Annotated in this window: 23 protein-coding genes, 1 tRNA gene and 1 pseudogene; 14 read left to right on the forward strand and 11 right to left on the reverse strand. The window is 64.2% G+C overall.

Annotated elements, in window-relative coordinates; genetic code table 11:
* The first annotated feature begins 28 nt into the window (after positions 1-28).
* The 3 genes and pseudogenes from DUGA2_RS08720 to aroQ all read left to right on the forward strand — a co-directional run bounded on the left by DUGA2_RS08720 (position 29) and on the right by aroQ (position 2,829).
* Positions 29-1,576: a 2-isopropylmalate synthase gene (locus DUGA2_RS08720; protein ID WP_070268798.1), complete on the forward strand. Its 1,548-nt coding sequence runs from the start codon at positions 29-31 to the stop codon at positions 1,574-1,576.
* Positions 1,576-2,367, forward strand: a pseudogene (locus DUGA2_RS34975) (transporter substrate-binding domain-containing protein); the annotation flags it as partial. The gene DUGA2_RS08720 and the pseudogene DUGA2_RS34975, both read left to right, overlap by 1 nt.
* A 12-nt stretch (positions 2,368-2,379) precedes the next feature.
* A complete protein-coding gene (gene aroQ / locus DUGA2_RS34980; protein WP_373994827.1) occupies positions 2,380-2,829 on the forward strand; it encodes a gamma subclass chorismate mutase AroQ in 450 nt (149 codons plus the stop codon).
* A 279-nt stretch (positions 2,830-3,108) separates the two neighbouring features.
* Here aroQ and DUGA2_RS08730 read toward each other — a convergent pair whose 3' ends face one another.
* Both DUGA2_RS08730 and DUGA2_RS08735 read right to left on the reverse strand, forming a co-directional pair.
* A complete protein-coding gene (locus tag DUGA2_RS08730; RefSeq protein ID WP_229214638.1) occupies positions 3,109-3,831 on the reverse strand; it encodes a PEP-CTERM sorting domain-containing protein in 723 nt (240 codons plus the stop codon).
* Entirely contained in the window at positions 3,809-5,986 is a 2,178-nt protein-coding gene (locus DUGA2_RS08735) for a phosphocholine-specific phospholipase C (protein WP_070268807.1), read from the reverse strand. The genes DUGA2_RS08730 and DUGA2_RS08735 overlap by 23 nt, the downstream gene beginning before the upstream one ends.
* A gap of 253 nt (positions 5,987-6,239) precedes the next feature.
* Between DUGA2_RS08735 and DUGA2_RS08740 the strand changes: the two genes are divergently transcribed.
* The 3 genes from DUGA2_RS08740 to DUGA2_RS08750 are packed head-to-tail and all read left to right on the forward strand — an operon-like array spanning position 6,240 to position 8,187.
* Positions 6,240-7,148, forward strand: coding sequence for an alpha/beta hydrolase (locus DUGA2_RS08740; RefSeq protein ID WP_070268810.1), 909 nt, complete (start codon positions 6,240-6,242; stop codon positions 7,146-7,148).
* The gene (locus tag DUGA2_RS08745; RefSeq protein ID WP_070268813.1) at positions 7,145-7,492 is read left to right on the forward strand and encodes an antibiotic biosynthesis monooxygenase; all 348 of its coding nucleotides are present in this window, start codon (positions 7,145-7,147) and stop codon (positions 7,490-7,492) included. Before DUGA2_RS08740 ends, DUGA2_RS08745 begins: the two co-directional genes overlap by 4 nt.
* Positions 7,489-8,187: a helix-turn-helix transcriptional regulator gene (locus tag DUGA2_RS08750; RefSeq protein WP_070268816.1), complete on the forward strand. Its 699-nt coding sequence runs from the start codon at positions 7,489-7,491 to the stop codon at positions 8,185-8,187. Before DUGA2_RS08745 ends, DUGA2_RS08750 begins: the two co-directional genes overlap by 4 nt.
* Here the strand turns inward: DUGA2_RS08750 and DUGA2_RS08755 are convergent.
* The 3 genes from DUGA2_RS08755 to DUGA2_RS08765 all read right to left on the reverse strand — a co-directional run bounded on the left by DUGA2_RS08755 (position 8,171) and on the right by DUGA2_RS08765 (position 11,011).
* Positions 8,171-8,983: a hypothetical protein gene (locus DUGA2_RS08755; RefSeq protein WP_070268819.1), complete on the reverse strand. Its 813-nt coding sequence runs from the start codon at positions 8,981-8,983 to the stop codon at positions 8,171-8,173. The two genes, DUGA2_RS08750 and DUGA2_RS08755, sit on opposite strands and share 17 nt — an antisense overlap.
* Before the next feature lie 101 nt (positions 8,984-9,084).
* Positions 9,085-10,410, reverse strand: a complete 1,326-nt coding sequence (locus DUGA2_RS08760) for an MFS transporter (protein ID WP_070268821.1) — start codon at positions 10,408-10,410, stop codon at positions 9,085-9,087.
* A gap of 112 nt (positions 10,411-10,522) precedes the next feature.
* A complete protein-coding gene (locus DUGA2_RS08765; protein ID WP_070268823.1) occupies positions 10,523-11,011 on the reverse strand; it encodes a hypothetical protein in 489 nt (162 codons plus the stop codon).
* Between the two features lie 168 nt (positions 11,012-11,179).
* On the opposite strand from DUGA2_RS08765, the gene rpsO reads away from it, so the two are divergent.
* From rpsO to DUGA2_RS08795, 6 genes are all read left to right on the forward strand, one after another.
* Positions 11,180-11,449: a 30S ribosomal protein S15 gene (gene rpsO / locus DUGA2_RS08770; RefSeq protein WP_008450438.1), complete on the forward strand. Its 270-nt coding sequence runs from the start codon at positions 11,180-11,182 to the stop codon at positions 11,447-11,449.
* A gap of 223 nt (positions 11,450-11,672) precedes the next feature.
* Positions 11,673-13,796, forward strand: a complete 2,124-nt coding sequence (gene pnp, locus DUGA2_RS08775) for a polyribonucleotide nucleotidyltransferase (protein ID WP_070268825.1) — start codon at positions 11,673-11,675, stop codon at positions 13,794-13,796.
* Positions 13,797-13,887: 91 nt separating this feature from the next.
* The gene (locus DUGA2_RS08780) at positions 13,888-14,319 is read left to right on the forward strand and encodes a DUF29 domain-containing protein (protein ID WP_070268827.1); all 432 of its coding nucleotides are present in this window, start codon (positions 13,888-13,890) and stop codon (positions 14,317-14,319) included.
* Positions 14,320-14,321: 2 nt separating this feature from the next.
* On the forward strand, positions 14,322-14,753 hold the full coding sequence (locus DUGA2_RS08785) for a DUF29 domain-containing protein (RefSeq protein ID WP_070268829.1): 432 nt from the start codon (positions 14,322-14,324) through the stop codon (positions 14,751-14,753).
* A 58-nt stretch (positions 14,754-14,811) separates the two neighbouring features.
* Positions 14,812-15,411, forward strand: coding sequence for an AAA family ATPase (locus DUGA2_RS08790; protein ID WP_229214639.1), 600 nt, complete (start codon positions 14,812-14,814; stop codon positions 15,409-15,411).
* 45 nt (positions 15,412-15,456) lie between these two features.
* The gene (locus DUGA2_RS08795) at positions 15,457-15,888 is read left to right on the forward strand and encodes a DUF29 domain-containing protein (protein ID WP_070269088.1); all 432 of its coding nucleotides are present in this window, start codon (positions 15,457-15,459) and stop codon (positions 15,886-15,888) included.
* On the opposite strand, the gene DUGA2_RS08800 is transcribed toward DUGA2_RS08795, so the two are convergent.
* Entirely contained in the window at positions 15,873-17,159 is a 1,287-nt protein-coding gene (locus DUGA2_RS08800) for a PQQ-dependent sugar dehydrogenase (protein ID WP_229214640.1), read from the reverse strand. The two genes, DUGA2_RS08795 and DUGA2_RS08800, sit on opposite strands and share 16 nt — an antisense overlap.
* 82 nt (positions 17,160-17,241) lie before the next feature.
* Complete coding sequence (locus tag DUGA2_RS08805; protein ID WP_070268830.1) at positions 17,242-18,906, reverse strand: methyl-accepting chemotaxis protein; 1,665 nt, start codon at positions 18,904-18,906, stop codon at positions 17,242-17,244.
* A gap of 290 nt (positions 18,907-19,196) precedes the next feature.
* Between DUGA2_RS08805 and bla the strand changes: the two genes are divergently transcribed.
* A complete protein-coding gene (gene bla / locus DUGA2_RS08810) occupies positions 19,197-20,042 on the forward strand; it encodes a subclass B3 metallo-beta-lactamase (protein ID WP_070268831.1) in 846 nt (281 codons plus the stop codon).
* Positions 20,039-20,746, forward strand: coding sequence for an alpha/beta fold hydrolase (locus tag DUGA2_RS08815; RefSeq protein ID WP_071658888.1), 708 nt, complete (start codon positions 20,039-20,041; stop codon positions 20,744-20,746). The genes bla and DUGA2_RS08815 overlap by 4 nt, the downstream gene beginning before the upstream one ends.
* Here the strand turns inward: DUGA2_RS08815 and DUGA2_RS08820 are convergent.
* From DUGA2_RS08820 to fdhE, 4 genes are all read right to left on the reverse strand, one after another.
* A tRNA-Sec gene (locus DUGA2_RS08820) sits at positions 20,731-20,826 on the reverse strand. The genes DUGA2_RS08815 and DUGA2_RS08820 overlap by 16 nt on opposite strands.
* A gap of 6 nt (positions 20,827-20,832) precedes the next feature.
* A complete protein-coding gene (selB, locus tag DUGA2_RS08825; RefSeq protein ID WP_070268833.1) occupies positions 20,833-22,734 on the reverse strand; it encodes a selenocysteine-specific translation elongation factor in 1,902 nt (633 codons plus the stop codon).
* Positions 22,731-24,188, reverse strand: a complete 1,458-nt coding sequence (selA, locus tag DUGA2_RS08830; RefSeq protein WP_070268835.1) for an L-seryl-tRNA(Sec) selenium transferase — start codon at positions 24,186-24,188, stop codon at positions 22,731-22,733. The genes selB and selA overlap by 4 nt, the downstream gene beginning before the upstream one ends.
* Positions 24,185-25,183, reverse strand: coding sequence for a formate dehydrogenase accessory protein FdhE (gene fdhE / locus DUGA2_RS08835; RefSeq protein WP_070268837.1), 999 nt, complete (start codon positions 25,181-25,183; stop codon positions 24,185-24,187). Before fdhE ends, selA begins: the two co-directional genes overlap by 4 nt.
* Positions 25,184-25,226: the final 43 nt, after the last annotated feature.

The following is a 25,226-nucleotide window of genomic DNA, read 5'->3' on the forward strand; positions in this document are numbered from 1 at the left end:
GCAACGAAGCATCAGCCACGGAGCTATCATGAGCAACTCATCCAACCGCCTCATCATCTTCGACACCACCTTGCGCGACGGCGAGCAATCGCCGGGCGCGTCGATGACGAAGGACGAAAAAGTCCGCATCGCCAAGCAGCTGGAGCGCTTGCGCGTGGACGTCATCGAAGCCGGCTTCGCGGCCGCCTCGCAGGGGGACTTCGAGTCCATCAAGGCGATCGCCTCGGTGGTGCGCGAATCGACCATCTGTTCGCTGTCGCGCGCCAACGACCGCGACATCGCGCGCGCCGCCGAAGCGCTGGCGCCGGCCGAGCGCAAACGCATCCACACCTTCATCGCCACCTCCAAGCTGCACATGGAGATGAAGCTGCGCATGCTGCCCGACCAGGTGCTGCTGCAGGCGCGCAACGCCGTGCGCTACGCCCGCCAGTTCACCGACGATATCGAATTTAGCCCGGAAGACGGCAGCCGCTCGGACGAGGACTTCCTGTGCCGCGTGCTCGAAGGCGTGATCGAGGAGGGCGCGACCACCATCAATTTCCCGGACACGGTGGGCTACGCGGTGCCGGAGATATTCGGCGAAACCATACGACGCCTGCGCGAACGCATACCCAATTCCGACAAGGCCATCTGGTCGGTGCACTGTCATAACGACCTGGGCCTGGCCGTGGCCAACTCGCTGGCCGGCGTGATGATAGGCGGCGCGCGCCAGATCGAATGCACCATCAACGGCCTGGGCGAACGCGCCGGCAACACCGCGCTGGAAGAGGTGGTGATGGCGCTGCGCACGCGCGGCGGCTACTACAACCTCGACGTCGGCATCGACACCACGCAGATCGTTGCAGCGTCCAAGATGGTGTCGCAGATCACCGGCTTCGCCGTGCAGCCGAACAAGGCTGTGGTGGGCGCCAACGCGTTCGCGCACGCGTCCGGCATCCATCAGGACGGCATGCTGAAATCGCGCGAGACCTACGAGATCATGCGCGCCGAGGACGTGGGCTGGACCGCCACCAAGATCGTGCTGGGCAAGCTGTCCGGCCGCAACGCCTTCAAGCAGCGCCTGCAGGAGCTGGGCATCGACCTGGAATCGGAGGCGGAAGTCAACGCCGCCTTCGTGCGCTTCAAGGAGCTGGCCGACCGCAAGTCCGACATCTTCGATGAAGACATCCTGGCGCTGCTGTCGGACGAGCAGCAATCGCATGAGAGCGAGTACTACCGCTTCATCTCGCTGTCGCAACAGTCGAACACCGGCCACACGCCGAGCGCGAAAGTGGTGTTCACCATCGACGGCGAGGAGCATGCCTCCGAAGGCCGGGGCGACGGCCCGGTCGATGCCACCGTCAACGCCATCGAATCCGAAGTGGGCAGCGGCGCGGAGCTGGTGCTGTTCTCGGTGAACGCCATCAGCACCGGCACCCAGTCGCAGGGCGAGGTGACGATGCGCTTGTCGAAGGAAGGGCGCATCGTCAACGGCGTCGGCGCCGATCCGGACATCATCGTGGCCTCGGCCAAGGCTTACCTGTCGGCGCTGAACAAGCTGCACTCGAAGATCGAGCGCGTCAATCCGCAGCCCTGATGCAGAGATTCATACGCCATAGCATGAGGCTGGTCGCCCTGCTTGGACTGCTTGCCGGCATGATGGCAAGCGTTCAAGCAGGCACCGACCACCGGCTCGATGAAATTACCGCGCGCGGCGTGCTGCGGGTGGGCACCACCGGCGACTACAAACCCTTCAGCTCCCGGGCGGGCAATGACTTTGTCGGCCTCGACATCGATCTGGCCGCCGATCTTGCGCGTACGCTGGGCGTGCCTGTGCAGATCGTACCCACCAGCTGGCCCTCGCTGATGAAGGACTTCGGCGATGATAAATTCGACATCGCGCTGGGCGGGGTGTCGATCACGCCGGAGCGGCAGAAGCAGGGGCTGTTCTCCGTAGGGTATCTGCGCGACGGCAAGACACCCATCACGCGTTGCGAGAATTCGGCGCGATTCCAGACGCTGGCGCAAATTGACCAGCCCGGCGTGCGCCTGATCGTCAATCCGGGCGGGACCAACGAGCGCTTCGCGCGATCGCGTGCGCCGCAGGCGCAACTGACCGTGCACCCGGATAACGTGACGATCTTCGACCAGATCGTCGCGGGTGCTGCCGATCTGATGATCACCGACGCGATCGAGACGCGCCTTCAACAACGGCTGCGCCCGCAGCTCTGCGCGGTGCATCCGGATACGCCCTTCGACCTTGCGGAGAAAGCCATCCTGCTGCCGCGCGACGTGGCGTTCAAGGCCGTTGTCGACAAGTGGCTGCAGCAACTCGTAGCCAGCGGCGCTTTGCAGCGCAGTGTCGACCGCTGGCTGGACTTCCCGTGGGGATTGGAGCCGTTGCGGCTGGCGATCGACCAGCGCCTGCTGCTGGCGCAAGCCGTGGCGCGCGCCAAATGGAATGTGCAGGCGCCGATTGAAGACCTGGGGCGCGAAGCGCAGGTCATCCAGGCTGCGGTGAAGGAGGGGGCTGCACTCGGCCTTTCCAAGTCGTGGATCGAGGCTGTGTTTCGCGCGCAGATCGAGGCGTCCAAAACCGTACAGCGGGAATTGTTCGCTCAATGGAGCGCGCAACACGCCGGCAAGTTTGATGACGCTCCCGATCTCGCCAAGACCATACGCCCCGAGCTCGACCGGCTCACCACGCAACTGCTGCGGTCCATGGCCAGCAATCAGACGGTGCTGAACGACGAGTCGCGAAAAGCCGATGTGACTCGTGCCATGCACGCGCTGGAAGCGCGGGCGCTCAGTCCACAGGCTGCTACGCAGGCGTTGACGCCATTCTTGTAAGATTTGCTGACTAAAAGATGTGCTTTAATCGCAATCTCCAGAGGCCGGTATGAATAAGCTAGTCCCGTTGATTGCAGCTTTGACTGTTACCGCCGCGTTCCGCGCGTCCGCCTGGCCAGCCGCCAAGAGCGCCGACGTGGTTTTATCTGAGATGATCGCGGGGCTGGACTCCGCCGTGTTCGACGCATTCAACAATTGCCGCACCAGTCTCGCACCTAGGCGACGTTCCGCCCGCGTTGCTTGCTTGGAGTTTCAGCAAGCAATCGCGGGCGGCCCTAATTACGACATCTGCGCGCGCTTATTGCGGCGGAGCGTCCCTACCAACATGCCCAGGCCCAGCACGAGCATCGACGCCATGCCCGGTTCCGGTATCGGGCTGGTAATCTCCCGCGCGATGAAGGACAGGTTATCCGCGTAGCCATCGTTGTCGTTCGAAGCGAGACGCTCCATCGACAGCCAGAACGACAGCTTGCTGGTGCCGGCAGGGATGATGCCCACTGACTCGCGGTAGAACAGGCCGGTCTGGTTGCCGCGATCCTGCGGCGTGACGGGACCGATCGAGGCGTTTCCTATCGCGTTGTTCGCCGCATCGAGAAACTGCACGTAGAACAGTGCGTTATCGCCCTGGGCGGCCCAGCCGCCGAGCCATCCGCTCAGGGAATAGGAACTGTTCTGGGCCGTCGGCACGCCGAAGTCCAGGGTCTGAGAGGCCACGGCATACTGCCCGAGGCCGGCGAACATCTTGGTTCCGCGATCGACCGGGCCAGGCTGGGTGGGAAGCACCCAGTTGTTGCCGTAGTCCACCGATTGGACCATGTTGTAACCCGGGTAGCCGGCCCAGCCGCTCACGCCAGCTTCGGCATCGCCGTTGACAATGAGGTTCTGGCCGTAGATGACGTCAGCCTTGCCACTACACGCCACGGCGAACAAGGCCGCGGCGAGGAAAAATTTGCACTTCATGAAAAGCTCCTTATAAAAATCAAACGACGCGGTACTGGTCAAGTTGCGCTGCCCCGCGCATCGCAGGGTCACTGATAGACGGCAAGCCGTTTTCCAGATGGCCGGCGAAGCGGCGCATCCAGCCCGGCAAGCCAGCCACACGCAGGCTGTAGTCGTACCAGTTGGAACTCGATGCCAGCGGAAGCCGGACGGCGCTCCTCGAGCGTGCGACGACGCGCACTTCCAGCGGCTTGTTCGCGTAATACTTGTTGGCGGTGAGTACGAAGGTGCATGGCTGTGCGCCGTTGTTGACCAGGTCAATGACCAGCTCGCCGGCGCTGCGTTCGGCGCGCAGGCTCATTTCCGGCCAGGCAGCGTTGCCGTCGCCGCGCACGTCCCCAACGATGTGGCGATGAAAGCCGTTCGGTCCCAGCACCCAGAGATCGTAGGCGGATGCGGTGTTCCAGCGGCCTTTGAGCTGCTTGCCAGGTTCGACCGTATAGCGGCGCGGCACCTGCTCCAGCGCCAGGCGGTCGTACACATGAAACACCGCCCCGGCTTCGCCCAGGTTGTCGAAACTGAGCTCCACCTGGCCGCCTCCGACCGGCACTTGCGCCTGCACCTGGAGTTCGTAGGGCAGGGCGCGTGCCGGACGCACGCCGGCAGCCTGGACGGGCGCCGTCAGGGTGGTCGGCGTTGCGGGGACTTTGGTGTTTGGCAGGCCCAGCGCCATCGAACGGCGCGCGGCCGTTTCCGGCAGCAGTTGCGTGAAGCCGTTGTCGTTCGGGTTGGCGAAGTCGAAGCAGGACAACAGGTTGCCGCTCACCGCGCGGCGCCATGGGCTGATCAGCGGCTCGCGCACGCCGAAGCGCGCCTCGATGAAACGCACCACCGATGTGTGGTCGAAGACCTGCGAATTCACCCAGCCCCCCTTGGTCCACGGCGAGATGACATACATCGGAACGCGCGGCCCGAGACCGTAGGGGCGATGGTGGGTCCGTGCATCGGCGCCGTTGAGCACGTGATGGTACTCGCCGGTCGTGTCGACGGTCGACGCGCCGGCGAGTTGCGCCTGCGCCGGATTGCTGCTGTAACTCGTGTACGCAGGGACCGCCGGTGGTGGCATGTGGTCGAAGAAGCCGTCGTTCTCGTCGAAGTTGATAAGCAGGACCGTCTTGCTCCAGCTCTCGGGATTGGCGGTCAGCGCATCCAGCACGCGCGCGATGTAGTCGGCGCCCGACGCGGGACTTGAAGGCCCCGGGTGTTCGGAGCCTTCGGCGGTCGCGACCACCCAGCTGACCTGCGGCAGGCGGTTGGCAAGCACGTCGGCCTTGAGCAGGTCGATGTCACGCGTCGTGGTGCCGCGATCGCGCAGCGATTGCGAGTAGCCCGGCCGGCGATACCACGCGTTGCGGAAAGAGCGGAATCCCGCCAGCGAGTTATCGGTGAAGTTGTCCGCCATGTTCTGGTAAACCTGCCAGCGGATGCCCGCCGCTTCGAGCCGCTCCGGATAGGTGGTCCACAAGTAGTCGGTGGACATGTCCGGATTGAAGTCGTCGCGGCTGTTGTCGGTCGATGGACCGCCTGCGGCTGCCAGGGGATCGTTATGACCGCTGAACAGAAACAGCCGGTTGGTGTTGGTGCCGGTCTGGGTTGCGCAGTGATAGTGGTCGCAGATGGTAAAGGCACGCGCGAGCGCGAACTGGAAGGGAATGTCGGCGTCGGCGTAATAGCCCATCGCGTGGTTCTGCTTGACCGTGCACCAGTCATTCATCCGTCCGTGGTCCCACGCCAGCTGGGCGTCGAGCCAGGCGTGCGGCGTGCCGGCCACGCGCATGACTGGAAAGTCCTGCACCGTGTTGAGCCGGAACGGCGCGATGGCGCTGCCCTGGGGCCAGTTGGGCCGGCCAGGCACCGGCGCCCCGCCGACAGAGCGCTGCACGAAGACCGATTTGCGGTTGAAGAGATTTTGCCGGTCCATCACCGGAATCGGAAAGGGATCGCCGAATCCCCTTACCCCTTCCATGGTGCCAAAGTAATGGTCGAAGCTGCGGTTCTCCTGCGTCAGCACGACGATATGCTCGACATCCTGCAGGCTGCGAGTGCGCTGGTTGGCGGGGAGGGCCAGCGCCTTCTGGATGGACGGCGGGAAGGTCGCCAGCACGGCACTTGCGCCGGCCGACTTGCCCATTTTGCGGAGGAAGTCACGGCGGCTCATGTACGCACCTGCGTGCGGGCGCGCGCGAATTTGAAAATATGCATTTGATTGATCCAGGTCGATTGTCAGGGAAACATGAAAACTGAAGTCGTGCGAGGCAATAGCCTACGTAACAATCATGAAATGTTGATGACATGGCATGCAATGAATAGCATGTTCCAGCATTCTTTTGAATCGACGCATGCTTCGCTCCACGCCGAAGCATGCGTCGATGCAAACAGCTATCTTGTCGATTCGATGACAGGAGGCTTCAATGATCAAACTGATGGAAACGCCGATGTTGGCGCTGCGGCTGCGCCGCTCCGCCGGCGACCGGGGCGATGTGATCTACGTCCACGGCTCCACGTTCGGCGCCGATCTCTCGGTGTTCTTCGCGTTCGACGGCCGCAGCTGGGCCGATGAATTGAACGACGCCGGCTTCAACGTATGGGGCTTCGACTTTGCCGGCTACGGCGCTTCGGAGCGCTATCCGCAAGACGACGCCATTCCCGCAGGCCGTCTGCATGACGTGCAGGCGCAGCTGCACCGCGTGGTCCGCGCCGTCCGCGAGCGCAACGGCGGCCGCCGGGTCATGCTGCTGGCGCATTCGTGGGGTGGATCGGTGGCGGCGTGCTATGCAGGCGATCACCCGCAGGAGCTCAGCGCGCTGGTGCTGTTCGCGCCCATCGTCACGCGCAGCGCCGCCACGGTGGCCGGCGCCTGCGTGCCTGCCGCTGCCGGCATGGCGTCGCACTATCCGCTGACCGCATGGGCGCAGTACCGGCGCTTTGTCGAAGACGTCCCGCGTGGCCAGCCGCAACTGCTGTCGGAGGCGCATTTCCAGCAGTGGAGCGCCGTATTTCTGGCCTCCGACGCCGACGCCGCCAGCCGCACGCCGCCAGCCGTGCTGACGCCGGCAGGGCCGCAAATCGATGTGCGCGCGCTGTGGTCCGGCCATGCGCTGTACGACCCGGCGCGCATCGACACGCCGACGCTGCTGGTCCGCGGCGAATGGGACAGCGTCTGCGCCGATGCCGATGCCGTCCGCTTGCTGGCGACACTGGGCGCCAGCGTCAAGGTCTGCAAGACCATCCCGCGCGCCACGCACCTGATGCATCTGGAGTCGTCGCGTGGGCTGCTCTACAATGCCGTCAATGACTTTTTGCTCAGGAGCTCGACATGATCGCCGTGATATTCGAAGTCATCCCCAGTACCGGAGGCCGTGCCGAATATCTCGACCGCGCAGCCCAGCTGGCGCCGCTGCTGGAAAAGATAGACGGTTTCATTTCCATCGAAAGGTTTGAAAGCCTGAAGTCGCCCGGCAAGCTGTTGTCGCTGTCGTTCTGGCGTGACGAGGATGCGGTGCGCGCCTGGCGCGAGCAGGCGCTGCATCGCGAGGCGCAAAGCGCCGGCCGCAGCGGCGTGTTCGACGACTACCGCCTGCGCGTAGCCAGTGTCATCCGCGATTATGGCCTGATGGAGCGCGACGAAGCGCCGCCCCATCATCCATCCGTGGCCGCGCGATGAGCACGCCGCAACCCCGCTTCGCCCGCGTGGCCGCCGCGATCGGCGACCCGACCCGCGCACTGATGCTGTCGCGCCTGCTCGATGGCCGCTTCTATACCGCCACCGATCTGGCGCAGCACGCCGGCGTATCCGCCCCGACCGCTTCGCAGCACCTGAAGCTGCTGGTCGACGAAAACCTGGCACGGGTGCGTGCGCAAGGCCGCCACCGCTACTACATGCTCGCCGACGGCAATGTCGCCCATGCGCTGGAAGCCTTGCTGCGCGTCGCCGATGGCGCGTTGCCCGAGACCACACGCTGGCAGGCGCCGGCCATGCGCGGCCTGCGTCACGCGCGCAGCTGCTATGGCCACCTGGCCGGCGTGCTGGGTGTGGACCTGTGCCGCTGCTTCGTCGATAACGGCTGGGTCAAACCGGGCGAGGGCGATGGGCACGAGTACCCGCTCACACCGGCAGGCGAAGCGCAGCTGCGTGAACTGGGCATCGTGCTGTCGGAAGGCGCGACGATGCAGCGCCAGCTGTATGGCTGCGTCGACTGGTCCGAACGAAGGGATCATTTCGCCGGCCCGCTGGCCGTGGCGCTGCTCGACAACTTCGTCGAGCGCGGCTGGCTGGGCCGCAGCGAAGACAGCCGCGCGCTGTCGGTGTCGGCGCGCGGCAAGACCGAACTGCCTGCCTGGCTTAGAAACGCAACTTGACGTAGGCCGCCGGCCCGTTCAGGCGGACGTTGACATCCATGGCGTCGCGTTGGCGGTGCAGACTGATCTTGGAGGCGCTGTATTCCGCCACCAGGCCGACGGCTGGCGTCGGATACCATTCCACGCCGATGGCGCCGCCGTAGATGTGGCCCTGGATGCTGCCGCCGTTTTTCTTGATGCCGTTGGCGTCCACATACATGCGCACATTCTGCGAGAACGCATGGCGCCAGCCCAGTTCCAGCAGGGGCGCGTAGGCGTTTTCGCTTTCCGAGTAGCGGGCGTTGCCGGCCACGCCGTTCAGCACGCCACTGGCGGTGCCATCGATGCGCGCGCGGTAGTAGGCTGCGCCGACGCCGATGCCGAACACATCATTGCCGCTGCCCAGCCACCATTTGTAGGCCAGGTTGGCCAGGTCCAGTTTCAGCTTGGCATCCAGCTTGCCGTTGCCGGTCAACGGAACGCCGTTGCGGTTGGTGCTGCCGCTCAGGGTGGGATTGTAGGTCTTGCTGTAGTTGTAGTAATCGAAATCCAGGCCCTGCGTGTCGCCCAGCAGCAGCTGCGCCTTGACGCGCGGCAGCGTCGCGTGATCGGCCTTGTAGCTGCCGCTGTCGATGTGGCCGTAGTTGGTGTCGCCTTCGTAGTTGATGCGCGGATCGGCGTAGAACGCGCCGACCGATACACTGGCGCGGTCCAGCGCGGGCGAGGGATCGGCCCAGGCCAGTGCGGTGACGGTGCTCAATGCGAGCAGGGTGGCGGCGTAGATGGCGTGGCGTGCAGGGGGCGTGCGTAAGGACATGTAGTGCTCCGATTGGTTGGCGATTGAATGCCGGAATCTTAGCAATCGGTCATGGCGATTTACGTCGGCGCACTCCCACACTTCGCGTGGGATTGTTCCTACTACTCTTCCTCGACGCGCAAGGCCAGCGCGGCGGCGATCAGCATCGACAGCCCGCCCAGCACCATCATCATCACGGCGCTGCCGTTGAACACATGCGTCAGGAAGTAGCCCAGGCAGACGCCGGACACCACCTGCGGGATCACGATCGACATGTTGAACATGCCCATGTACATGCCCATTTTCTTCGCCGGTATTTTGCCGGCGAGGATGGCGTAGGGCATAGACAGCGTGCTGGCCCACGCCAGCCCGACGCCGGCAAACGACAACAGCAACATCATCGGCGAGGTGATGAAGTAGATCGAGACGAAGCTCAGCCCGCCGACGGCCAGCGCCAGTGCGTGCGCGGTCTTGCGGCTGGTGCGCGCGGCGATCAGCGGCAGCACGAAGGCGAAGGCGATCGAGGCCGCGTTGTAGACGGCGCCGCACACGCCCCACCAGTTGGCGCCTTCGTTGTACAGCGCGGAGGTGGTGTCGGTGGCGTGGTAGATGTGCTGGGTCAGCGTGGCCGTGCCGTAGGTCCACATCGAGAACCAGGTGAACCAGGTGAAGAACTGCACCAGCGACAGCTGCACCATGATCTTCGGCATGTTGAGGTAGTCGTTGATGAAGCCGCGCACGCCGGTCGATGTCGGCGCCGTTTGTTCCTGCTCGGGATGGAATTGGCTGAGCTGCTCAGGCGAGTATTCGCGTGTGCGCAGCACGGTCCACAGCACGGCCGCCAGGTAGATCGCGCCGCCGATGTAGAAGGCGTAGACCACCGAGTCCGGCGTCTTGCCGGCGGCGGCGGTGTTGGCCACGTCGAACCAGTGCGTCAGCACCCACGGCAGGGCCGAGGCGCCCACCGCGCCGACGCCGATGAAGAAGGTCTGCACGGCATAGCCCGTGGTCAGCTGTTCCTTCGGCAGCAGGTCGCCGACGAAGGCGCGGAACGGCTCCATCGAAATATTGATCGCCACGTCGAGCACCAGCAGCATGGCGGCGGCGGTCCACAACACGGTGGCGTTCGGCAAACCCAGCATCGCCAGCGTGGCCAGCACGGCGCCGATGAAGAAGTAGGGGCGGCGACGGCCCCAGCGGCCCCAGGTGCGGTCGCTCAGGTAGCCGATAATGGGTTGCACCAGCAGGCCGGCCAGCGGCGCGGCGGTCATCAGGAAGCCGATCTTGTCGAGTTCGGCGCCCATGGTCTGGAAGATGCGCGGGACGTTGCTTTGCTGGAGGGCGAAGCCGGCCTGGATGCCGAGGAAACCGAAGCTCATGTTCCAGATGGCCCAGAACGACAGCTTCGGCTTTTGCGCCGGCGTGGCCGGTTTCACTTTTGCGTGCATGGGGGATCTCCATTTTTGTTGGCGTATTATCTACTTGAAAAAGTAGTTTGGCTACAAAAATGGGGAAATCCCTCACGATAAGGGATTGTTTCTGTGTATCTTTGCTACATTTTTAACGACCGCGGCGCGATTCCCGTTCCGGGTCCGGGCCGTTGACCATGGCCTGGACGATGCCGTTGCGGTCGAATTCCACGTGCATCACGGAATCCCAGACGTTTTGCTCCTTGTAGCGGTATACCCACACATCGCCGTCGACGCTGGCATAGTGCACCTGCTGCGCCGGCCTGCCAAAGGTGCTGAGGATGGTTTGCTTGCTGTCCTTGCGCGGCTTGACGGTGGCGAACTTCTCGCTGCTGAGCACCTGTTCGAAGGAAATCAGCTTGCCGTCCGGTCCGATGCGGGCCATGTGGGTGTACTGGCCGAACGGGCCGCCGGCGTATTCGAGCATGGTGTCGGCGCCGCTGGCGTAGGTGCCGGTGGGCTGGCCCAGCTTGGCCTTGACCGCGTCGGCGGGTTCGCCGGCCGCCAGGGGAGGGGTGCTCATGCTGGCGCAGGCGCTCAACACGACCGGCAACATTGCCACAAACATCAGTTTTTTCATGACGAACCCCTCTGTAGAACTGGAAAGATACAAGAATTGTAGCCAACACAGGATACATGCGGGGGATTTTCCGCTATACTTCCGGGTCTGGTCTTCGGATCAGTTTTTTTTGAAGTTCACGGTGTGCAGGGTTCAGACTCCGCGCACCGCATGTTAAAGGTAAATATCATGACCGTAGAAAACATCAACAAAGCCGCGATCATCGCGGACAACGCCCGTGGTCAAAAAGACACCGGCTCCCCGGAAGTTCAAGTTGCGCTGCTGACCGCACGCATCAACGAATTGAACGGCCACTTCAAGGCACACAGCAAGGATCACCACTCGCGTCGTGGTCTGATCATGATGGTTAACCGTCGTAAGAGCCTGCTGTCCTACCTGAAGGGCAAAGATGCTACCCGTTATCGCGATCTGATCGCTAAACTGGGTCTGCGTAAGTAATTTTTGCGTCATCCGGCTTAATCGAAATGCCTGCGCCAGTTTGCTGACGCGGGCATTTTGTCATTTTCGCCGGGAAAACTTGCCAAGCGGAATAGCGTCTTGGCAGTGCGACATGGAATTCCTGGGTTTTAGCAGTTGCAGTAAAGACGGCGGTTAGCCGCCGTCTGTGGTGAGGTGAACGACAGCCCCTGAAAATCTGTCGGCAAATAGAAAGGGATTACCCATGTTTAATAAAGTTACGAAAACCTTCCAGTACGGCCAACACACCGTGACGCTGGAAACCGGCGAGATCGCTCGCCAGGCCTCCGGTGCAGTCATGGTATCGATTGAAGATACCGTGGTGCTGGCTACTGTCGTCGCACGCAAGGACGCCAAGCCAGGCCAGGACTTCTTCCCGCTGACCGTCGACTACGTTGAGAAAACCTATGCTGCCGGTAAAATCCCGGGCGGTTTCTTCAAACGTGAAGGTCGTCCTTCGGAAAAAGAAACGCTGACATCCCGCCTGATCGACCGTCCTATCCGTCCGCTGTTCCCGGAAGGCTACCTGAATGAAGTGCAAGTCATCATTCACGTGCTGTCGGTCAACCCGGAAATCGATCCAGACATCGCCGCCATGATCGGCGCATCGGCCGCCCTGTGCGTGTCGGGCGTACCGTTCAACGGCCCGGTCGGCGCAGCGCGCGTCGGCTACGCCAACGGCCAGTACATCCTGAACCCTACCGTTGAACAACTGAAGACCTCGCAGATGGATCTGGTTGTCGCCGGTACCGAAACCGCCGTGCTGATGGTGGAATCGGAAGCGCAGCAGCTGTCCGAAGAAATCATGCTGGGCGCCGTGGTGTTCGGCCACACCGAAATGAAAGCAGTCATCGACGCGATCCACGATCTGGTACGCGACGGCGGCAAGCCTGAAGTTGAATGGGTGCCACCAGCGAAGAACGAAGCGCTGATCGGCCGCGTTGCGCATTTCGCATCGAGCAAAATCAACGAAGCCTACCAGACCAAAGACAAGCAAGAGCGCACCGCCAAGCTGAAGGCCGCCACCAGCGAAGTGCTGGCCGACCTGTCCGCTGAAGCCGCAGCCGCCGGCGCCGCGCCGGTCGATGCAGCCGAAGTGAACAACATCCTGTTTGACATGGAAGCCAAGATCGTCCGTACCCAGATCCTGGACGGCGAGCCACGCATCGACGGCCGCGACACCCGCACCGTACGTCCGATCTCGATCCGCACCTCGGTGCTGCCACGCACCCACGGATCGGCGCTGTTCACCCGCGGCGAAACGCAGGCGCTGGTGGTTGCCACCCTGGGCACCGCACGCGACAGCCAGAAGATCGACGCGCTGATGGGCGAGTTCACCGACTCCTTCATGCTGCACTACAACATGCCACCGTTCGCCACCGGCGAAACCGGCCGCGTCGGCACGCCTAAGCGCCGCGAAATCGGCCACGGCCGTCTGGCCAAGCGCGCGCTGATCGCCGCACTGCCATCGCCGGAAGAGTTCAGCTACTCCGTGCGCCTGGTGTCGGAAATCACCGAATCGAACGGTTCGTCGTCGATGGCTTCGGTCTGCGGCGGCTGCCTGGCGCTGATGGACGCCGGCGTTCCAATGAAAGAGCACGTCGCCGGTATCGCGATGGGCCTGATCAAGGAAGGCGGCAAGTTCGCCGTGCTGTCGGACATCCTGGGCGATGAAGACCACCTGGGCGACATGGACTTCAAGGTAGCCGGTACCCGCAACGGTATCACCGCGCTGCAGATGGACATCAAGATCATGGGCATCACCAAGGAAATCATGCAAGTGGCGCTGGCGCAAGCCAAAGAAGGCCGCGAGCACATCCTGGGCGAAATGCAAAAAGCCATGCCGCACGTGAAGACCGAACTGTCGGACTTCGCACCGCGCCTGATCACCATCAAGATCAACCCGGAGAAGATCCGTGACGTCATCGGCAAAGGCGGCGCAGTCATCCGCGCCCTGACCGAAGAGACCGGCACCCAGATCGACATCAGCGACGAAGGCGTGGTCACTATCGCTTCCGTCGACGCTGCTGCCGGCCAGGAAGCCAAGCGCCGCATCGAAGAACTGACCGCATCGGTTGAAGTAGGCAAGACCTACGACGGCGTTGTGCTCAAGCTGCTGGACTTCGGCGCGATCGTTCAAGTCATGCCAGGTAAAGATGGTCTGCTGCACATCTCGCAAATCGCCAACGAGCGTGTGAACGCCGTTGCCGACTACCTGAAAGAAGGCCAGGCAGTGCGCGTCAAGGTTCTGGAAACCGACGACCGCGGCCGTCTGAAACTGTCGATGAAAGCCGCTGCTGAAGAAGCCGCTGCTGCCGTTGCACAGTAAGCTGTAGCTTGTTCGACAAAAAACCGCCGGAGAGATCCGGCGGTTTTTTTTCGTCCCGAACTTTTAGAGTCGCGCCCGGTCGAACCAGATCATGGGCACCTTATACGAAGACGACGTCATCGCCTGGTCCGAACTACAGGCGGCCTTGTTGCGTCGTGGCCAGTGGTGGCAGCTGGACATCGACAACATCGCCGAGGAGATCGAGGATGTGGGCAAGAGCGAAAAGAGAGAGCTTCAAAGCCGTCAAACCGTGCTTCTTACACATCTCCTGAAATGGAAGTATCAGCCGGGCAGGCGAGGTAGCAGTTGGGTGAAGACAATCAGGGCACAGCGCACTGCTGTTGCCGAAGATCTTGTCCAATATCCTCATTTGAAACCATTGCTGAACGACCCTCAGTGGCTCAGGCAAGTCTACCGGCGCGCCAAGATGGATGCGGAGGCGCAAACACACTTGCAGGATTTGCCGGAAATGTTGCCTTGGACCGTCGAGCAAATATTGGAACCTGATTTTTTCCCGGAGTGATCATGGCTGCTTCTTACGAAAGCGACTTTGCCGAATGGACCCGCGAGCAGGCGTTCTGGTTGCGCTCCGGCGATCTTGCCTTGCTGGATAAGCAGAACCTTGCGGAGGAGGTCGAACATATCGCATGGCGCTGGAGGGATGAGTTGGCATGGCGCTGCGCCGGATTGCTGGCCCATCTGGCGCGATGGCAGCGCCAATCCGGACATCGGTGCGGTCTATGGCGGAGGTTGATCGATTTGCAGCGGACACAGATTCTACGCATGCTCAACCGGGCGCCCAGTCTGCATAGAACTGTCGGCGACGCGGATTTTGTTCAAGATGCCTGGCTGGACGCGTTAATGAGAGTGGTCGGAGAGGACCATTGCTTCGACTTGCCCTTAGCCTGCCCCTGGTCCCTGGAGCAGGCGCTGGCGCCGGACTTCTTTCCCGACTAGCGGTCCGCCGTCAATCACCGAGCGCACAGGGCGGCCGCACGCGGTGCAGCATGTGAATGTGGACCAGGCGAGGCGCATGGTGCCGGTGTCCGGGACGATGGCGCGTAGCGATCCACATGCGCATCGCCGGTTTTTGTCGGACGTGGTCTATGCCAGTTTTGTCGAGAGGGTCTGTATTATCGGTGGCGAGTCGAGCGGCAAGACCACCTTGGCTGCCGCCCTGGCCGAGCGGCTCGGCACGACCTGGGTGCCCGAATATGGCCGTGAGCTATGGGTGGCGCAGGACGGCGTGCTCAATTACGAGGACATGGCCCGCATCGGCCGCACGCAGCTGCAACGCGAAGCGCAAGCGCGCTTGCAGGCGAAGCGCTTTCTGTTCTGCGACACGTCGCCGCTGACCACCTTGTTTTATTCCCGCGAGATGTTCGGCCGCGCCGATCCTGCATTGGAGGCGATGGCCGATGCGCCATACGAGCATTTCTTCCTGTGCGCGCCGGATTTCGATTTCATCCAGGACGGCACCCGGCGCGATGTCGACTTCCGCCAGCAGCAGCATCGCTGGTACCTGGATGAGCTGTCCCGCCGCAAGCTGCCCTATGTCTTGCTGACCGGTACGCTGGAGCAGCGCGTCGCTGACGCCATCGCCCAACTGGGCTGAACTTTTTCCCCGGCCCACGGTCTCATCATGAGGGAGGTATCGATCATGACTGCGACTTACGAAGACGACGTGGCCGAGTGGGCGTTGGAGCAGGTGGCCTTGCTGCGCACCGGCCAATGGGCGTTGCTCGACATCGAGCACATCGCCGAAGAAATCGAGGACATGAATATCAGCCACCGCCATCAACTGGCGCACCGGATTGCGATATTGATGGCGCATTTACTGAAGTGGAAGTACCAGCCGGATCGGCGCGGCCGCAGCTGGAAAAACACCATACGCCACCAGCGCGACAAGATCGACAGGCTGTTGAAACGCATGCCAAGCTTGCGGCGGCTGCTGGAAGATCCCGAGTGGGATCAGGACGTATGGGACGATGCGGTCGACCTGGCAGGCAGTGAGGCCAATTTATCCGGCCTGCCCGAAGCCCGAATATGGGACTTCGGGCAGGTTTTGTCGGCGGATTACTTGCCGTCGTAAGTCACGCGGTACACGCGGCCGCCGTAGTCGTCGGACACGATCATCGAACCATCCGGCAGCGTCGCCACATCCACCGGGCGGCCGACCACTTCCTCGCCGCGCAGGAAGCCGTCGATGAAGGCGGTGTCGGTGACGACCTTGCTGTTGTACAGCGTGATCAGGCGCACGCTGTAGCCGCTCTTGGTCGAGCGGTTCCACGAGCCGTGTTCGGCGATGTAGACGTTGTTGCGGTAAGCCTCGGGGAACTGCTTGCCCGTGTAAAAGGCCAATCCCAGCGGCGCCACGTGCGGCCCCAGCTTGGCCACCGGCGCTTCGAACTCCTCGCAGCTGCGGCCCTTGGCGAAGTCCGGGTCCGGCACCACGCCGCCGTGGCAATAGGGGAAGCCGAAATGCATGCCGGCCTTGGGCGCCACGTTCAGCTCGCACGACGGCGTGTTGTCGCCCATCTCGTCGCGGCCGTTGTCCGTGAACCACAGCACTTTGCTAGTCGGATGGAAAGCGAATCCCACCGTGTTGCGCACGCCGCGTGCATATTCTTCCAGCTGGCTGCCGTCGGCATTCATGCGGTAGATTTTCGCGCTCTTGGTGTCTTCAACATCGCACACATTGCAGGGCGCGCCGACGGGAATGTACAGCTTGCCATCCGGCCCGGCCTTCATGACCTTCTCGCCATGCCACTTGTCGTTGGGCAGGCTGACCTTGACCACCTCGTAGGATGGCTTCTGCGCATAGCGCTGGTCGATCTTGTCGAAGCGGATCACGCGGCTGATCTCGCCCACGTACAGCGCACCATTGAGCAGCGTGACGCCGATCGGATTTTCCAGACCCTCGGCGACGGTGACGACATCGGCCGTCTGCTTGTCGGCGCGCGGCACCAGCGCGTACACCTTGCCGGCCTTGCGCGAGCCGACGTAGACGATGCCGCTGTCCGACACCACCATGCTGCGCGCGGTGCTGACGTCGTTGGCGTAGACGCTGATGTGGAAGCCCTTGGGCAGCTTGAAGCCGCTCAGGTCCGGCACATTCTGCTGGGCCTTGGCTGCGGCCGCCGCGGCAGCTGTGGCCGCAGTGGCTGGCGATGGCGCGGCGGCTGGCTTGCCGGCGTTGGCGGCGATCAGGTCGGCCAGCAGCGCGATCTGGCCGGCGTTCAGGGCCGGCGACCAGGCCGGCATGTCCTTCTCCGGCACGCCCTTGCTGATGATCTTGATGAGGTTGGCCTTGGTCGGCGCCCCGTGCAGCCAGTTGTGCGCGCGCAGCGTTGGGGAGGTCATGGGTGGTCCTTTGGATGGCAACAAGGTATTGTGCCAGCCTCCGCCCGAGATGACCATGGCGCCAGCGCCATCGGTCACAATTTCATCGCTGCGTCCCCAGGCGCAGGCGCGGAACGGCCGCCGTATTCCGGCCGGCTGCGGCCGGGCGCGGCCGGCTCGAGGAAATCGGCCGTACCGTGGCGGTCTGGCCCGAGCCGTCCAGCGTGAACACGCTGACCAGTTCGGCCAGATGGCCAGACTGGCCTTGCAGCGACTCCGCCGCTGCCGCCGCCTGCTCGACCAGCGCCGCGTTCTGCTGCGTCACGCCGTCCATCTCGATGATGGCCTGGTTGATTTGCTCGATGCCGGCTTCCTGTTCCAGTCCGGCGTCCATGATCTGCGCCATGATGTCGCTGACCCGCTTGACGCTGGAGACCAGGTCGTTCATCGTCAGTCCGGCCTCGTCGACCAGGGAGGCGCCGCTGGCGATGTTCTCGACCGAAACGCCGATCAGTTGCTTGATGTCCTTGGCGGCGCTCGCCGAGCGCTGGGCCAGGTTGCGCACCTCCGACGCCACCACGGCGAAACCGCGCCCCTGCTCGCCGGCGCGGGCAGCCTCGACCGCCGCGTTCAGCGCCAGGATGTTGGTCTGGAAGGCAATGCCGTCGATCACGCCGATGATGTCGACAATCTGCTTGGAGGACGCGGTGATCGATTCCATCGTGGTCACTACCTGCGCCACCACATTGCCGCCGCGCTCGGCGACGCCTGATGCGGCCGACGCCAGCTGATTGGCCTGGCGCGCGAACTCGGCGTTCTGTTTGACGGTCGCCGTCAGCTCTTCCATCGAGGACGCGGTCTCCTCCAGCGAGCCGGCCTGCTGCTCGGTGCGCGACGATAAATCCATGTTGCCACTGGCGATCTCGCTGGACGCGGTGGCTACGGCGTCGGTGCTGGTGCGCACCTGGCCGACGATGGCGGCCAGCCGGTCGCGCATCGAGGCGATGCTGTACAGCAGGCTGGACGTATCGTTGGCGGCCAGCGCCACGTGCACCGTCAGGTCGCCGCCGGCTATGCGGTCGGTGATGCCGGCCGCATAGCCGGGCTCGCCTCCGAGTTGCCTGAGCAGCGAACGGGTGATCAGCCAGCCCAGCGCCAATGCTATCGCCACCGACGCCAGGCAAAGGATCAGGATGGCGAACGCGGATTGCCTGCTGCGATCAAGAATGCCGGCGCCGAGCTCGTCGATGACGGCCTTCTGGCGGGCGATCAGCGCCTGTATGCTGGCGAGGTAGACTTCGCTGGCCGGAATGAACTCCTGGTCGACGATCTGGCGGACCTTGTCCTGGTCGCCGCCGGCCTTCTCCGCAAACGCGTGCTTGCGCGCGCTTTGGTAGGCGGCGCGCTTGTCGAGGGCGGCGGCAAACAACTCTTTGGCCAGCGGGTCGCGCACGGATTCGCCGATCAGGCGCTGGTCTTCCTCCGCCAGCTTCGAGGTGCTGGCGATGCCGTTCTCGAAGTATTTTTGCACCAGCGGATCGCTGGTCTTGGCGGCCGCCAGCGAGCGCTGGACATTGGTTTCGACGATGGCCTTCCAATGGGTAATCAGGCGCTCGATCTTCAGCCGCTGCGACAGCAGGTTGTCGGTGTCTGCGGCGGTACTGCGGATGCTCAGCCAACTGGTGACGGCGATCGCCAGCATCAATGCCAGCGAGGCGCCTTGGGCGACGATCAGCCGGTTGCTGACTTTCATGTCGGAAAATTGCATAGCGCTTCCTTTAAAAGGAGGTGAAAGGACATGGGGGGAGAGTGAAGCCAGGCCGGATCGGGGATTGGGATGCGGTAACTAATATTTCTTCAATGCATTTTAACGCCGGACTGAAATGCTTGGACCGCATTTCATTTTGATCTTTACCTGTTTTGACAATTCTTGTGACGATCACGCAACGAAAACAGGCGATCCGCGCGTCCACTACGCAGTGCTACGTAAGCTGTTTTGGCAAGGCTGCGCGTTGTACAATATTGGACTTTTCCTAACTGCTTTCCACTGTTCACTTCATGATCAAATCTTTGGTGGCTGCCGCGCTCTGCGGCCTGAGCGCGGTGGCCGGCGCCCATGTTTTCGACGATTGGAACAAGCCGGTCGAGCCGTTTCAGATCTATGGCAACAGCTACTACGTCGGCGTGGCCGGCCTCAGTTCGGTGCTGGTAACGTCGCCGCAAGGGCACATTCTGATCGACGGGGCGTTTCCCGATTCGCCCGAACTGATCGCCGCCAGCATCCGCAAGCTGGGTTTCAGGCTGCGCGACGTCAAACTGATTTTGAGCTCGCACGACCACTGGGACCACGCCGGCGGCATCGCCGCGCTGCAGCGCATGACGGGAGCACAGGTGGTCGCCAGCCCGGCGACGGCGGATGCGCTGAAGCGCGGCAGCATGGGCAAGGATGATCCCCAGTTCGAAGGCAACACGCCGTATCCCAAGGTGGTCAAGGTGCGCACGGTGCGAGACGGCGAGGTGGTCAAGCTGGGGCCGCTGGCCGTGACCGCGCTGTACACGCCGGGCCACACGACGGGCGGCACCAGCTGGACGTGGAGCGCCTGCGAGCAGGGCCGCTGCGCCAGCATCGTGTTCGCCGACAGCATCAATCCGGTATCCAGCGAGGGCTACAAGTTCAGCGTCCATCCCACCGTATTGAAGCAGTATGAACAAAGCTATGCCGCGCTGGAAAAGGCGTCGTGCGATATCGTCGTTTCCGGACATCCGGACTTCACCGGCATGTGGGACAAGGTCAAGAGCGGCAAGCCGCACGCCTTGCTCGATGGCGGCGAAGGCTGCAAGGCTTACGTTCAGCAGTCGCGCGAGAAGCTCAACAAGCGCTTGGCCGGGGAGGCGGGCAAATGATCGTCGATTTCGATGTGGCCTACGAAGGCATCGTGCTGAAGGGCGACCAGTTCGTCGGCGCCGCCAGCAACCGCCTGGTGTACCTGCACGGCGCGGGCACCGGCAGCCGCCATGGACATCATCTGTTGCGCAGCGCCTTGCAGCAGCGGGGCATAGGCAGCACCAGCTTCGATTGCATAGGCCATGGCGACACCGGCGGCGCGCTGGCGCAATCGTCGGTGGCCAGCCGCACGCGCCAGGCGCAGGCCGTGGTCGAGGCGCGCGGCGTGCCGCAGCCGTTGGCGATCGTGGGCGCCAGCATGGGCGCCTACAACGCCGTGCGCATGACGCAAAGCCATCGCGTCGACGCGCTGGTGCTGATCGTGCCTGGCGTGTACACGCCATCGGCATACGAGGTGCCCTTCGGCCCCGACTTCTCGGCGGTGATACGGCGCGAGCGCAGCTGGGCCGACAGCGACGCGTGGGACATCCTGTCGCGCTTCGAAGGCAGGCTGCTGGTGATCGCCGCCGAGCACGACGCCACCATCCCGCTGGAGATTCCGCAGCGCCTGGTCGCCGCCGCGACGCGCGCGCAATCGAGCCGCCTGCATGTGGTGCAGGGCGCGGAACACAACCGCCTATGGTCGTTGCTGGCCGAAGATCCGCCGAGCTTTGAAGCGGCCGCCGATATGGTGGCCGATACGGTGAATGGCGGAAGGCAGTAGGAGTCGAACTTACAGGGGAGCGTCCGACGCCCCCCACCGGGTTTGAAGCCCGGCCCCATCACCGGATGAGTATGCCTTCCGTGGTACTACTCGCCGCTGTACAGCCAGACCGCGTTTGGCCGTATCAAGTGGATGTTGCCCACGCGCCGAGTATAGCCGACGCGATCGAAGAACTCCAATATCTGTATGGCCCGCTTGCGACCCAGGCCGGCGGCGTCGCGGAACGATGACGCTTGCACTTCGGGCAGCGCCATCACCAGCTCCGCCAGTTCGGCCAGGCGCTGCGGATGGTAGAACAGGTCCGGCACCACCTGGCTGATCTCTCCCGTCCGGGAGAGCTTGCGCAGCAGGCGGCGCAGCTCCGCCTCCGGCAGGTCGTGCTCGCGCGACAGGTCGCGCACCCACGGCGGATCGAAGCCGCCCTCCAGCAGGGACGCCAGCAATGGCGCGGCCTGCGCTTTTTCCTTGTCGCTCAATTCCGCGCTGTGGCCGGGCAGGTGCAGGCTGCGTCCGCGCTGCCGTATCTGCTCGCCGCCGATCAGCGTGTCGATCAGGCGGCTCCACAAGCGGTCCTCCATCTCGGGCGCCACCATGCGCTTGAGGCGCCATCGTTCGGGACCGGCGTCGTCGGGCACGCGCTCATGGAACACGGCCAGGCCGTTCAGGATGCGTGCTTCCAGCGCTTGTACTTCTGCGGCCGCCAACAGCAGCTGGTCGCCGCCTTGCAGGGCGATGTCGATGGTGTCCGGCGGCAGCGCGATCCGGGTGGCCGGCAACTGCGACAGGCGCACCAGATCCGACAGGCGCAAGCCGAGCGGACTGCGGGCCAACAGCCCGCCAATATCGCCGCTGCCGACATAGTCGGACAGCGCCTGCAACCACGCCAGCCGCGCCACGCTGCGCCGCTTGCGCGACGGGCCGAAGGGATCGAGCACCACGCCACCGCCGATGGTGACGGTGGCCTGCGCGTTGCGGACCACGAAGCGGTCGCCGGGAACGGCATGCACCGGCGCGTCCAGCACCAACTGCACGCGGGCGGTTTGCCCCGGCGCCAGCACGTCGCCCTCCAGCAGCACCACGTTGGCCGCTCGATGCGCGGCGCCCAGATGGACGTGCAGCGGCGACCATGGCTTCAACGCCTGGCCGCAGTCCGGCATCAGCGTCAGTTCGGCGTCGATGCGTTCGGAGCAGGCCGCGAGCGCGGGCGCCACGAGCCAGGCGCCGCGGTCGATATCTTCCTTTGCCACGCCGCCCAGGTTCAGCGCCAGGCGCTGGCCTGCGCGTCCGGTGTCGGCGCTGCTGTTCTGCGCGTGGATGCTGCGCACGCGCGCCTGCTGGCCGCCTGGCGCAAGCTGCAGCATGTCGCCGGTGCGGACGCTGCCAGCCAGCGCGGTGCCGGTGACGATGGTGCCCTGGCCCTGCAAGGTGAATACCCGGTCCACGCCAAGCCTGAACAGGCGGCGTTCGTCGGCGGCAGGCAGCGTCGCCGCCATGTCCGCAAGGTGCAGCAGCAGCGCATCGACGCCCGCGTCGCCGGCTGCGGCGGCGTTGGTGCGGAAGATCCGGGCGCCGGCAAAATCGGTGGATGCCAGCAGGGCCTCGATATCGCGCTCCACCTGTTCTACGCGCTGCGCATCGACCCGGTCTATCTTGGTCAGCGCCACTGCGCCGCGCCGCACGCCCAGCAGGCGCAGGATGGCGAGGTGTTCCAGCGTCTGCGGCATGATGCCGTCGTCGGCGGCGATCACCAGCAGTGCGGCGTCGATGCCGGTGACGCCGGCGGCCATGGTGCGGATGAATTTCTCGTGGCCCGGCACGTCGATCACGCCGAGGATCTCGCCGTTTGCCAGCGGCGCGTAGGCGTAACCGAGTTCGATTGAAATACCGCGCGCCTTCTCTTCCTTCAACCGGTCGGTATCGACGCCGGTGAGCGCGCGCGTCAGCGTGGTCTTGCCGTGGTCGATGTGGCCTGCGGTGCCGACGATCATACGGCCAGCAGCGCCAGTTGATCGGCAAAGCGCTGCCGCTGGTGGTCGTCCAGGCAGCGCAGGTCCAGCCACAGCGTGTCCTGCGCGACGCGGCCGATCACGGGCAGCGGCAAGGCGCGCAGGCGCTGCTCCAGCACGCCCAGCGCGTTGCTGACGCGGCCCGCCGCAGCGGCGCGTATCGCCAGACCGTGGCTGGGCAACTGATCGACGGGCAGGGCGCCGCTGCCGATCTGGCTCATCATCGGTTCTGCGCTGACTTCATAGCCAGCGCCCAGCGCCGCCTGCAACGGCGGCAGCAGCGCCTGCGCCAGCTCGCGCATGGCGGCGGCGGGGCGGGTCAGCAGCTTCAGTGTGGTCAGGCGTTCCGGCAGCAGGTCCGGCGCGCGGTACAGCGCAAGCACCGGTTCCAGCGCCGCCAGCGTCAGTTTGCCGACGCGCAGCGCGCGCTTGAGCGGATTCTTCTTGATCTGCGCAATCAGGTCGGCGCGGCCGACGATGATGCCGCATTGCGGGCCGCCCAGCAGCTTGTCGCCGCTGAAGGTGACGAGGTCGGCGCCGCCTTCTATGGTCTCGCGCACCGTGGTCTCGTGCGGCAGGCCGTATTGTTCGAGGTCGACCAGCGTGCCGCTGCCGAGGTCCACTGCCAGCGGAATGCCATGCTGCTTCGCGAGCGGCGCCAGCTCCGGCAGCTCCACGCTTTTGGTGAAGCCGGTGATGGCGTAGTTGCTGCAATGGACCTTCATCATCAGCGCGGTCTGCGGGCCGGCGGCTTCGGCGTAGTCCTTCAGGTGGGTGCGGTTGGTGCTGCCCACTTCGCGCAGCGTAGCGCCGGCGCGGGTCATGATGTCCGGTATGCGGAAGGCGCCGCCGATTTCCACCAGCTCGCCGCGCGAGACTATCACCTCCTTGCCTTGGGCGAGGGTGTTCAGCATCAGCAGCACGGCGGCGGCGTTGTTGTTGACGATGGTGGCCGCTTCGGCGCCGGTCAGCTCCAGCAGCAGGTCTTCGATCAGGTTGTCGCGGTCGCCGCGCTTGCCCGTGTCGATATCCCATTCCAGGTTCATCGGCCAGCGTAGCGCCTCTGCCACGGCTTGCACCGCGCTGTCGGGCAGCAGGGCGCGGCCAAGATTGGTGTGCAGGACGGTGCCGGTCAGGTTGAAGACGGGCCGCAACGGCGAACGGTTGGTATCGCGCAGGCGTTCGGCCAGCATCGCCAGCAGGGCGGGGATGCCGGTGTCGCCGGCGGTGGCCACAGGCACGCCGTCGCGGCGGCTGGCGAGCATGACGCTGCGCAGTTCGGCCAGCAGCACGCGGGCCGCTTCCAGCGTCTGGACGCGGCCATATTCGGCGATCAGCGGCGTGCATGCGGCGTCGGACAGGATCAGGTGGACAGCCGGGAGGCGGATGGCGCCCGCCTCCGGCGAGCATGCCTCGGTGTCTGGCTTGCCGCTCATGCGGCGTTGAACCATAGCAGAGGGTTGCCGCTGGCGCGGGCGTAACCCGCTTCGCCGACCAGCAGATCCAGCGCCAGGCTGGCCAGGTCGTCCGCCAGCGGCTCCACGTTGTAGTCGTGTTCCTGGTTGAAGATCTTGCGGTAGGTGCGGCAGTCTTCGCAGGTTTCGGCGCGCGCGACCTTGCTTGGATCGTTGGCCTTGCTGGTGCTCTCCGGCGCCGCATCCGCATCCACCGGTTCGAGGCTCTGGTAGGCGATGCGCGAGGTATGCTCGCAGCAGGAGCACTTGACCCGCACCATATGCCACTCGCTCGCGCAGCAGCTGCACTGCAGGTAGCGATAGCCCTGCGACTGGCCTCCGATGCGAATCACGCTGGCCACCGGATGCGCGCCGCACACCGGGCACAGGGTATTCGTCACCAGCGGCTGCACGCGCTGCGCATCGAGCTGGCCGGCGCGCATGGTCCACATCACCTGCAGGGCGGCGGCGACGAACGGCGCGTGCAGCGGATGCACGCCGTCGGTCAGTTCGGCCAGCACGGCGTCGGCGCAGCCTTCCAGCTCCGCGCTTTCGAGCCCACGTAGTTCGGCCAGCACGGAGGCGATCTGCGGCTGGCCGTCCGCCAGCGTATCCAGCTGATCGAGCAGGGCGTCGAATACCGCGCGCCAAGACGGCGGCCGGGCCCCGCTGACCGGCAGCGGCGGCATATTGTGTTCAAGCGAGACGTCGATATCCGCCGCATCGGGCAGCGCGAAGGTTTCCGCTGGAAGGGCGTGCGCCACGGCTGCCTGCGCGTCCACCAGCGCCGCCATCAGCAGCAGATAGCCGCGCAGCGTTTCGCCGACGGGGATACCTTTGATTTCATTCTTGGCAAGCTGGCGAAGGCGGGCGGCGCGCGCCGCGAAGAGGCTGCGCGGTTGCGGCAGCAGCAGGCGTGGTATGGCGTTGTGATCGAGCGCTTCGATCTCGCCGGGGGCAAGCAGACGTTGTACCAAGATGTCTCCCAGATTGCCGGCGGCGACAGCGCCGCCGGCCCGG

It is taken from the genome of Duganella sp. HH101 (genome assembly GCF_001758795.1).
GTDB classification, from domain to species: domain Bacteria; phylum Pseudomonadota; class Gammaproteobacteria; order Burkholderiales; family Burkholderiaceae_D; genus Rugamonas; species Rugamonas rivuli.

Excerpts from the sequence above, each read along its gene's own strand:
- DUGA2_RS08805 (WP_070268830.1), bottom strand. The coding sequence starts at position 18,906 with ATGCAATTTTCCGACATGAAAGTCAGCAACCGGCTGATCGTCGCCCAA.
- DUGA2_RS08795 (WP_070269088.1), top strand. The coding sequence starts at position 15,457 with ATGACTGCGACTTACGAAGACGACGTGGCCGAGTGGGCGTTGGAGCAG.
- selB (WP_070268833.1), bottom strand. The coding sequence starts at position 22,734 with ATGATCGTCGGCACCGCAGGCCACATCGACCACGGCAAGACCACGCTG.
- DUGA2_RS08765 (WP_070268823.1), bottom strand. The coding sequence starts at position 11,011 with ATGAAAAAACTGATGTTTGTGGCAATGTTGCCGGTCGTGTTGAGCGCC.
- rpsO (WP_008450438.1), top strand. The coding sequence starts at position 11,180 with ATGACCGTAGAAAACATCAACAAAGCCGCGATCATCGCGGACAACGCC.
- DUGA2_RS08800 (WP_229214640.1), bottom strand. The coding sequence starts at position 17,159 with ATGACCTCCCCAACGCTGCGCGCGCACAACTGGCTGCACGGGGCGCCG.
- DUGA2_RS08760 (WP_070268821.1), bottom strand. The coding sequence starts at position 10,410 with ATGCACGCAAAAGTGAAACCGGCCACGCCGGCGCAAAAGCCGAAGCTG.
- selA (WP_070268835.1), bottom strand. The coding sequence starts at position 24,188 with ATGAGCGGCAAGCCAGACACCGAGGCATGCTCGCCGGAGGCGGGCGCC.
- pnp (WP_070268825.1), top strand. The coding sequence starts at position 11,673 with ATGTTTAATAAAGTTACGAAAACCTTCCAGTACGGCCAACACACCGTG.
- DUGA2_RS08745 (WP_070268813.1), top strand. The coding sequence starts at position 7,145 with ATGATCGCCGTGATATTCGAAGTCATCCCCAGTACCGGAGGCCGTGCC.
- DUGA2_RS08720 (WP_070268798.1), top strand. The coding sequence starts at position 29 with ATGAGCAACTCATCCAACCGCCTCATCATCTTCGACACCACCTTGCGC.
- DUGA2_RS08755 (WP_070268819.1), bottom strand. The coding sequence starts at position 8,983 with ATGTCCTTACGCACGCCCCCTGCACGCCACGCCATCTACGCCGCCACC.
- DUGA2_RS08785 (WP_070268829.1), top strand. The coding sequence starts at position 14,322 with ATGGCTGCTTCTTACGAAAGCGACTTTGCCGAATGGACCCGCGAGCAG.
- DUGA2_RS08750 (WP_070268816.1), top strand. The coding sequence starts at position 7,489 with ATGAGCACGCCGCAACCCCGCTTCGCCCGCGTGGCCGCCGCGATCGGC.
- bla (WP_070268831.1), top strand. The coding sequence starts at position 19,197 with ATGATCAAATCTTTGGTGGCTGCCGCGCTCTGCGGCCTGAGCGCGGTG.
- DUGA2_RS08780 (WP_070268827.1), top strand. The coding sequence starts at position 13,888 with ATGGGCACCTTATACGAAGACGACGTCATCGCCTGGTCCGAACTACAG.
- DUGA2_RS08740 (WP_070268810.1), top strand. The coding sequence starts at position 6,240 with ATGATCAAACTGATGGAAACGCCGATGTTGGCGCTGCGGCTGCGCCGC.
- DUGA2_RS08815 (WP_071658888.1), top strand. The coding sequence starts at position 20,039 with ATGATCGTCGATTTCGATGTGGCCTACGAAGGCATCGTGCTGAAGGGC.
- DUGA2_RS08735 (WP_070268807.1), bottom strand. The coding sequence starts at position 5,986 with ATGAGCCGCCGTGACTTCCTCCGCAAAATGGGCAAGTCGGCCGGCGCA.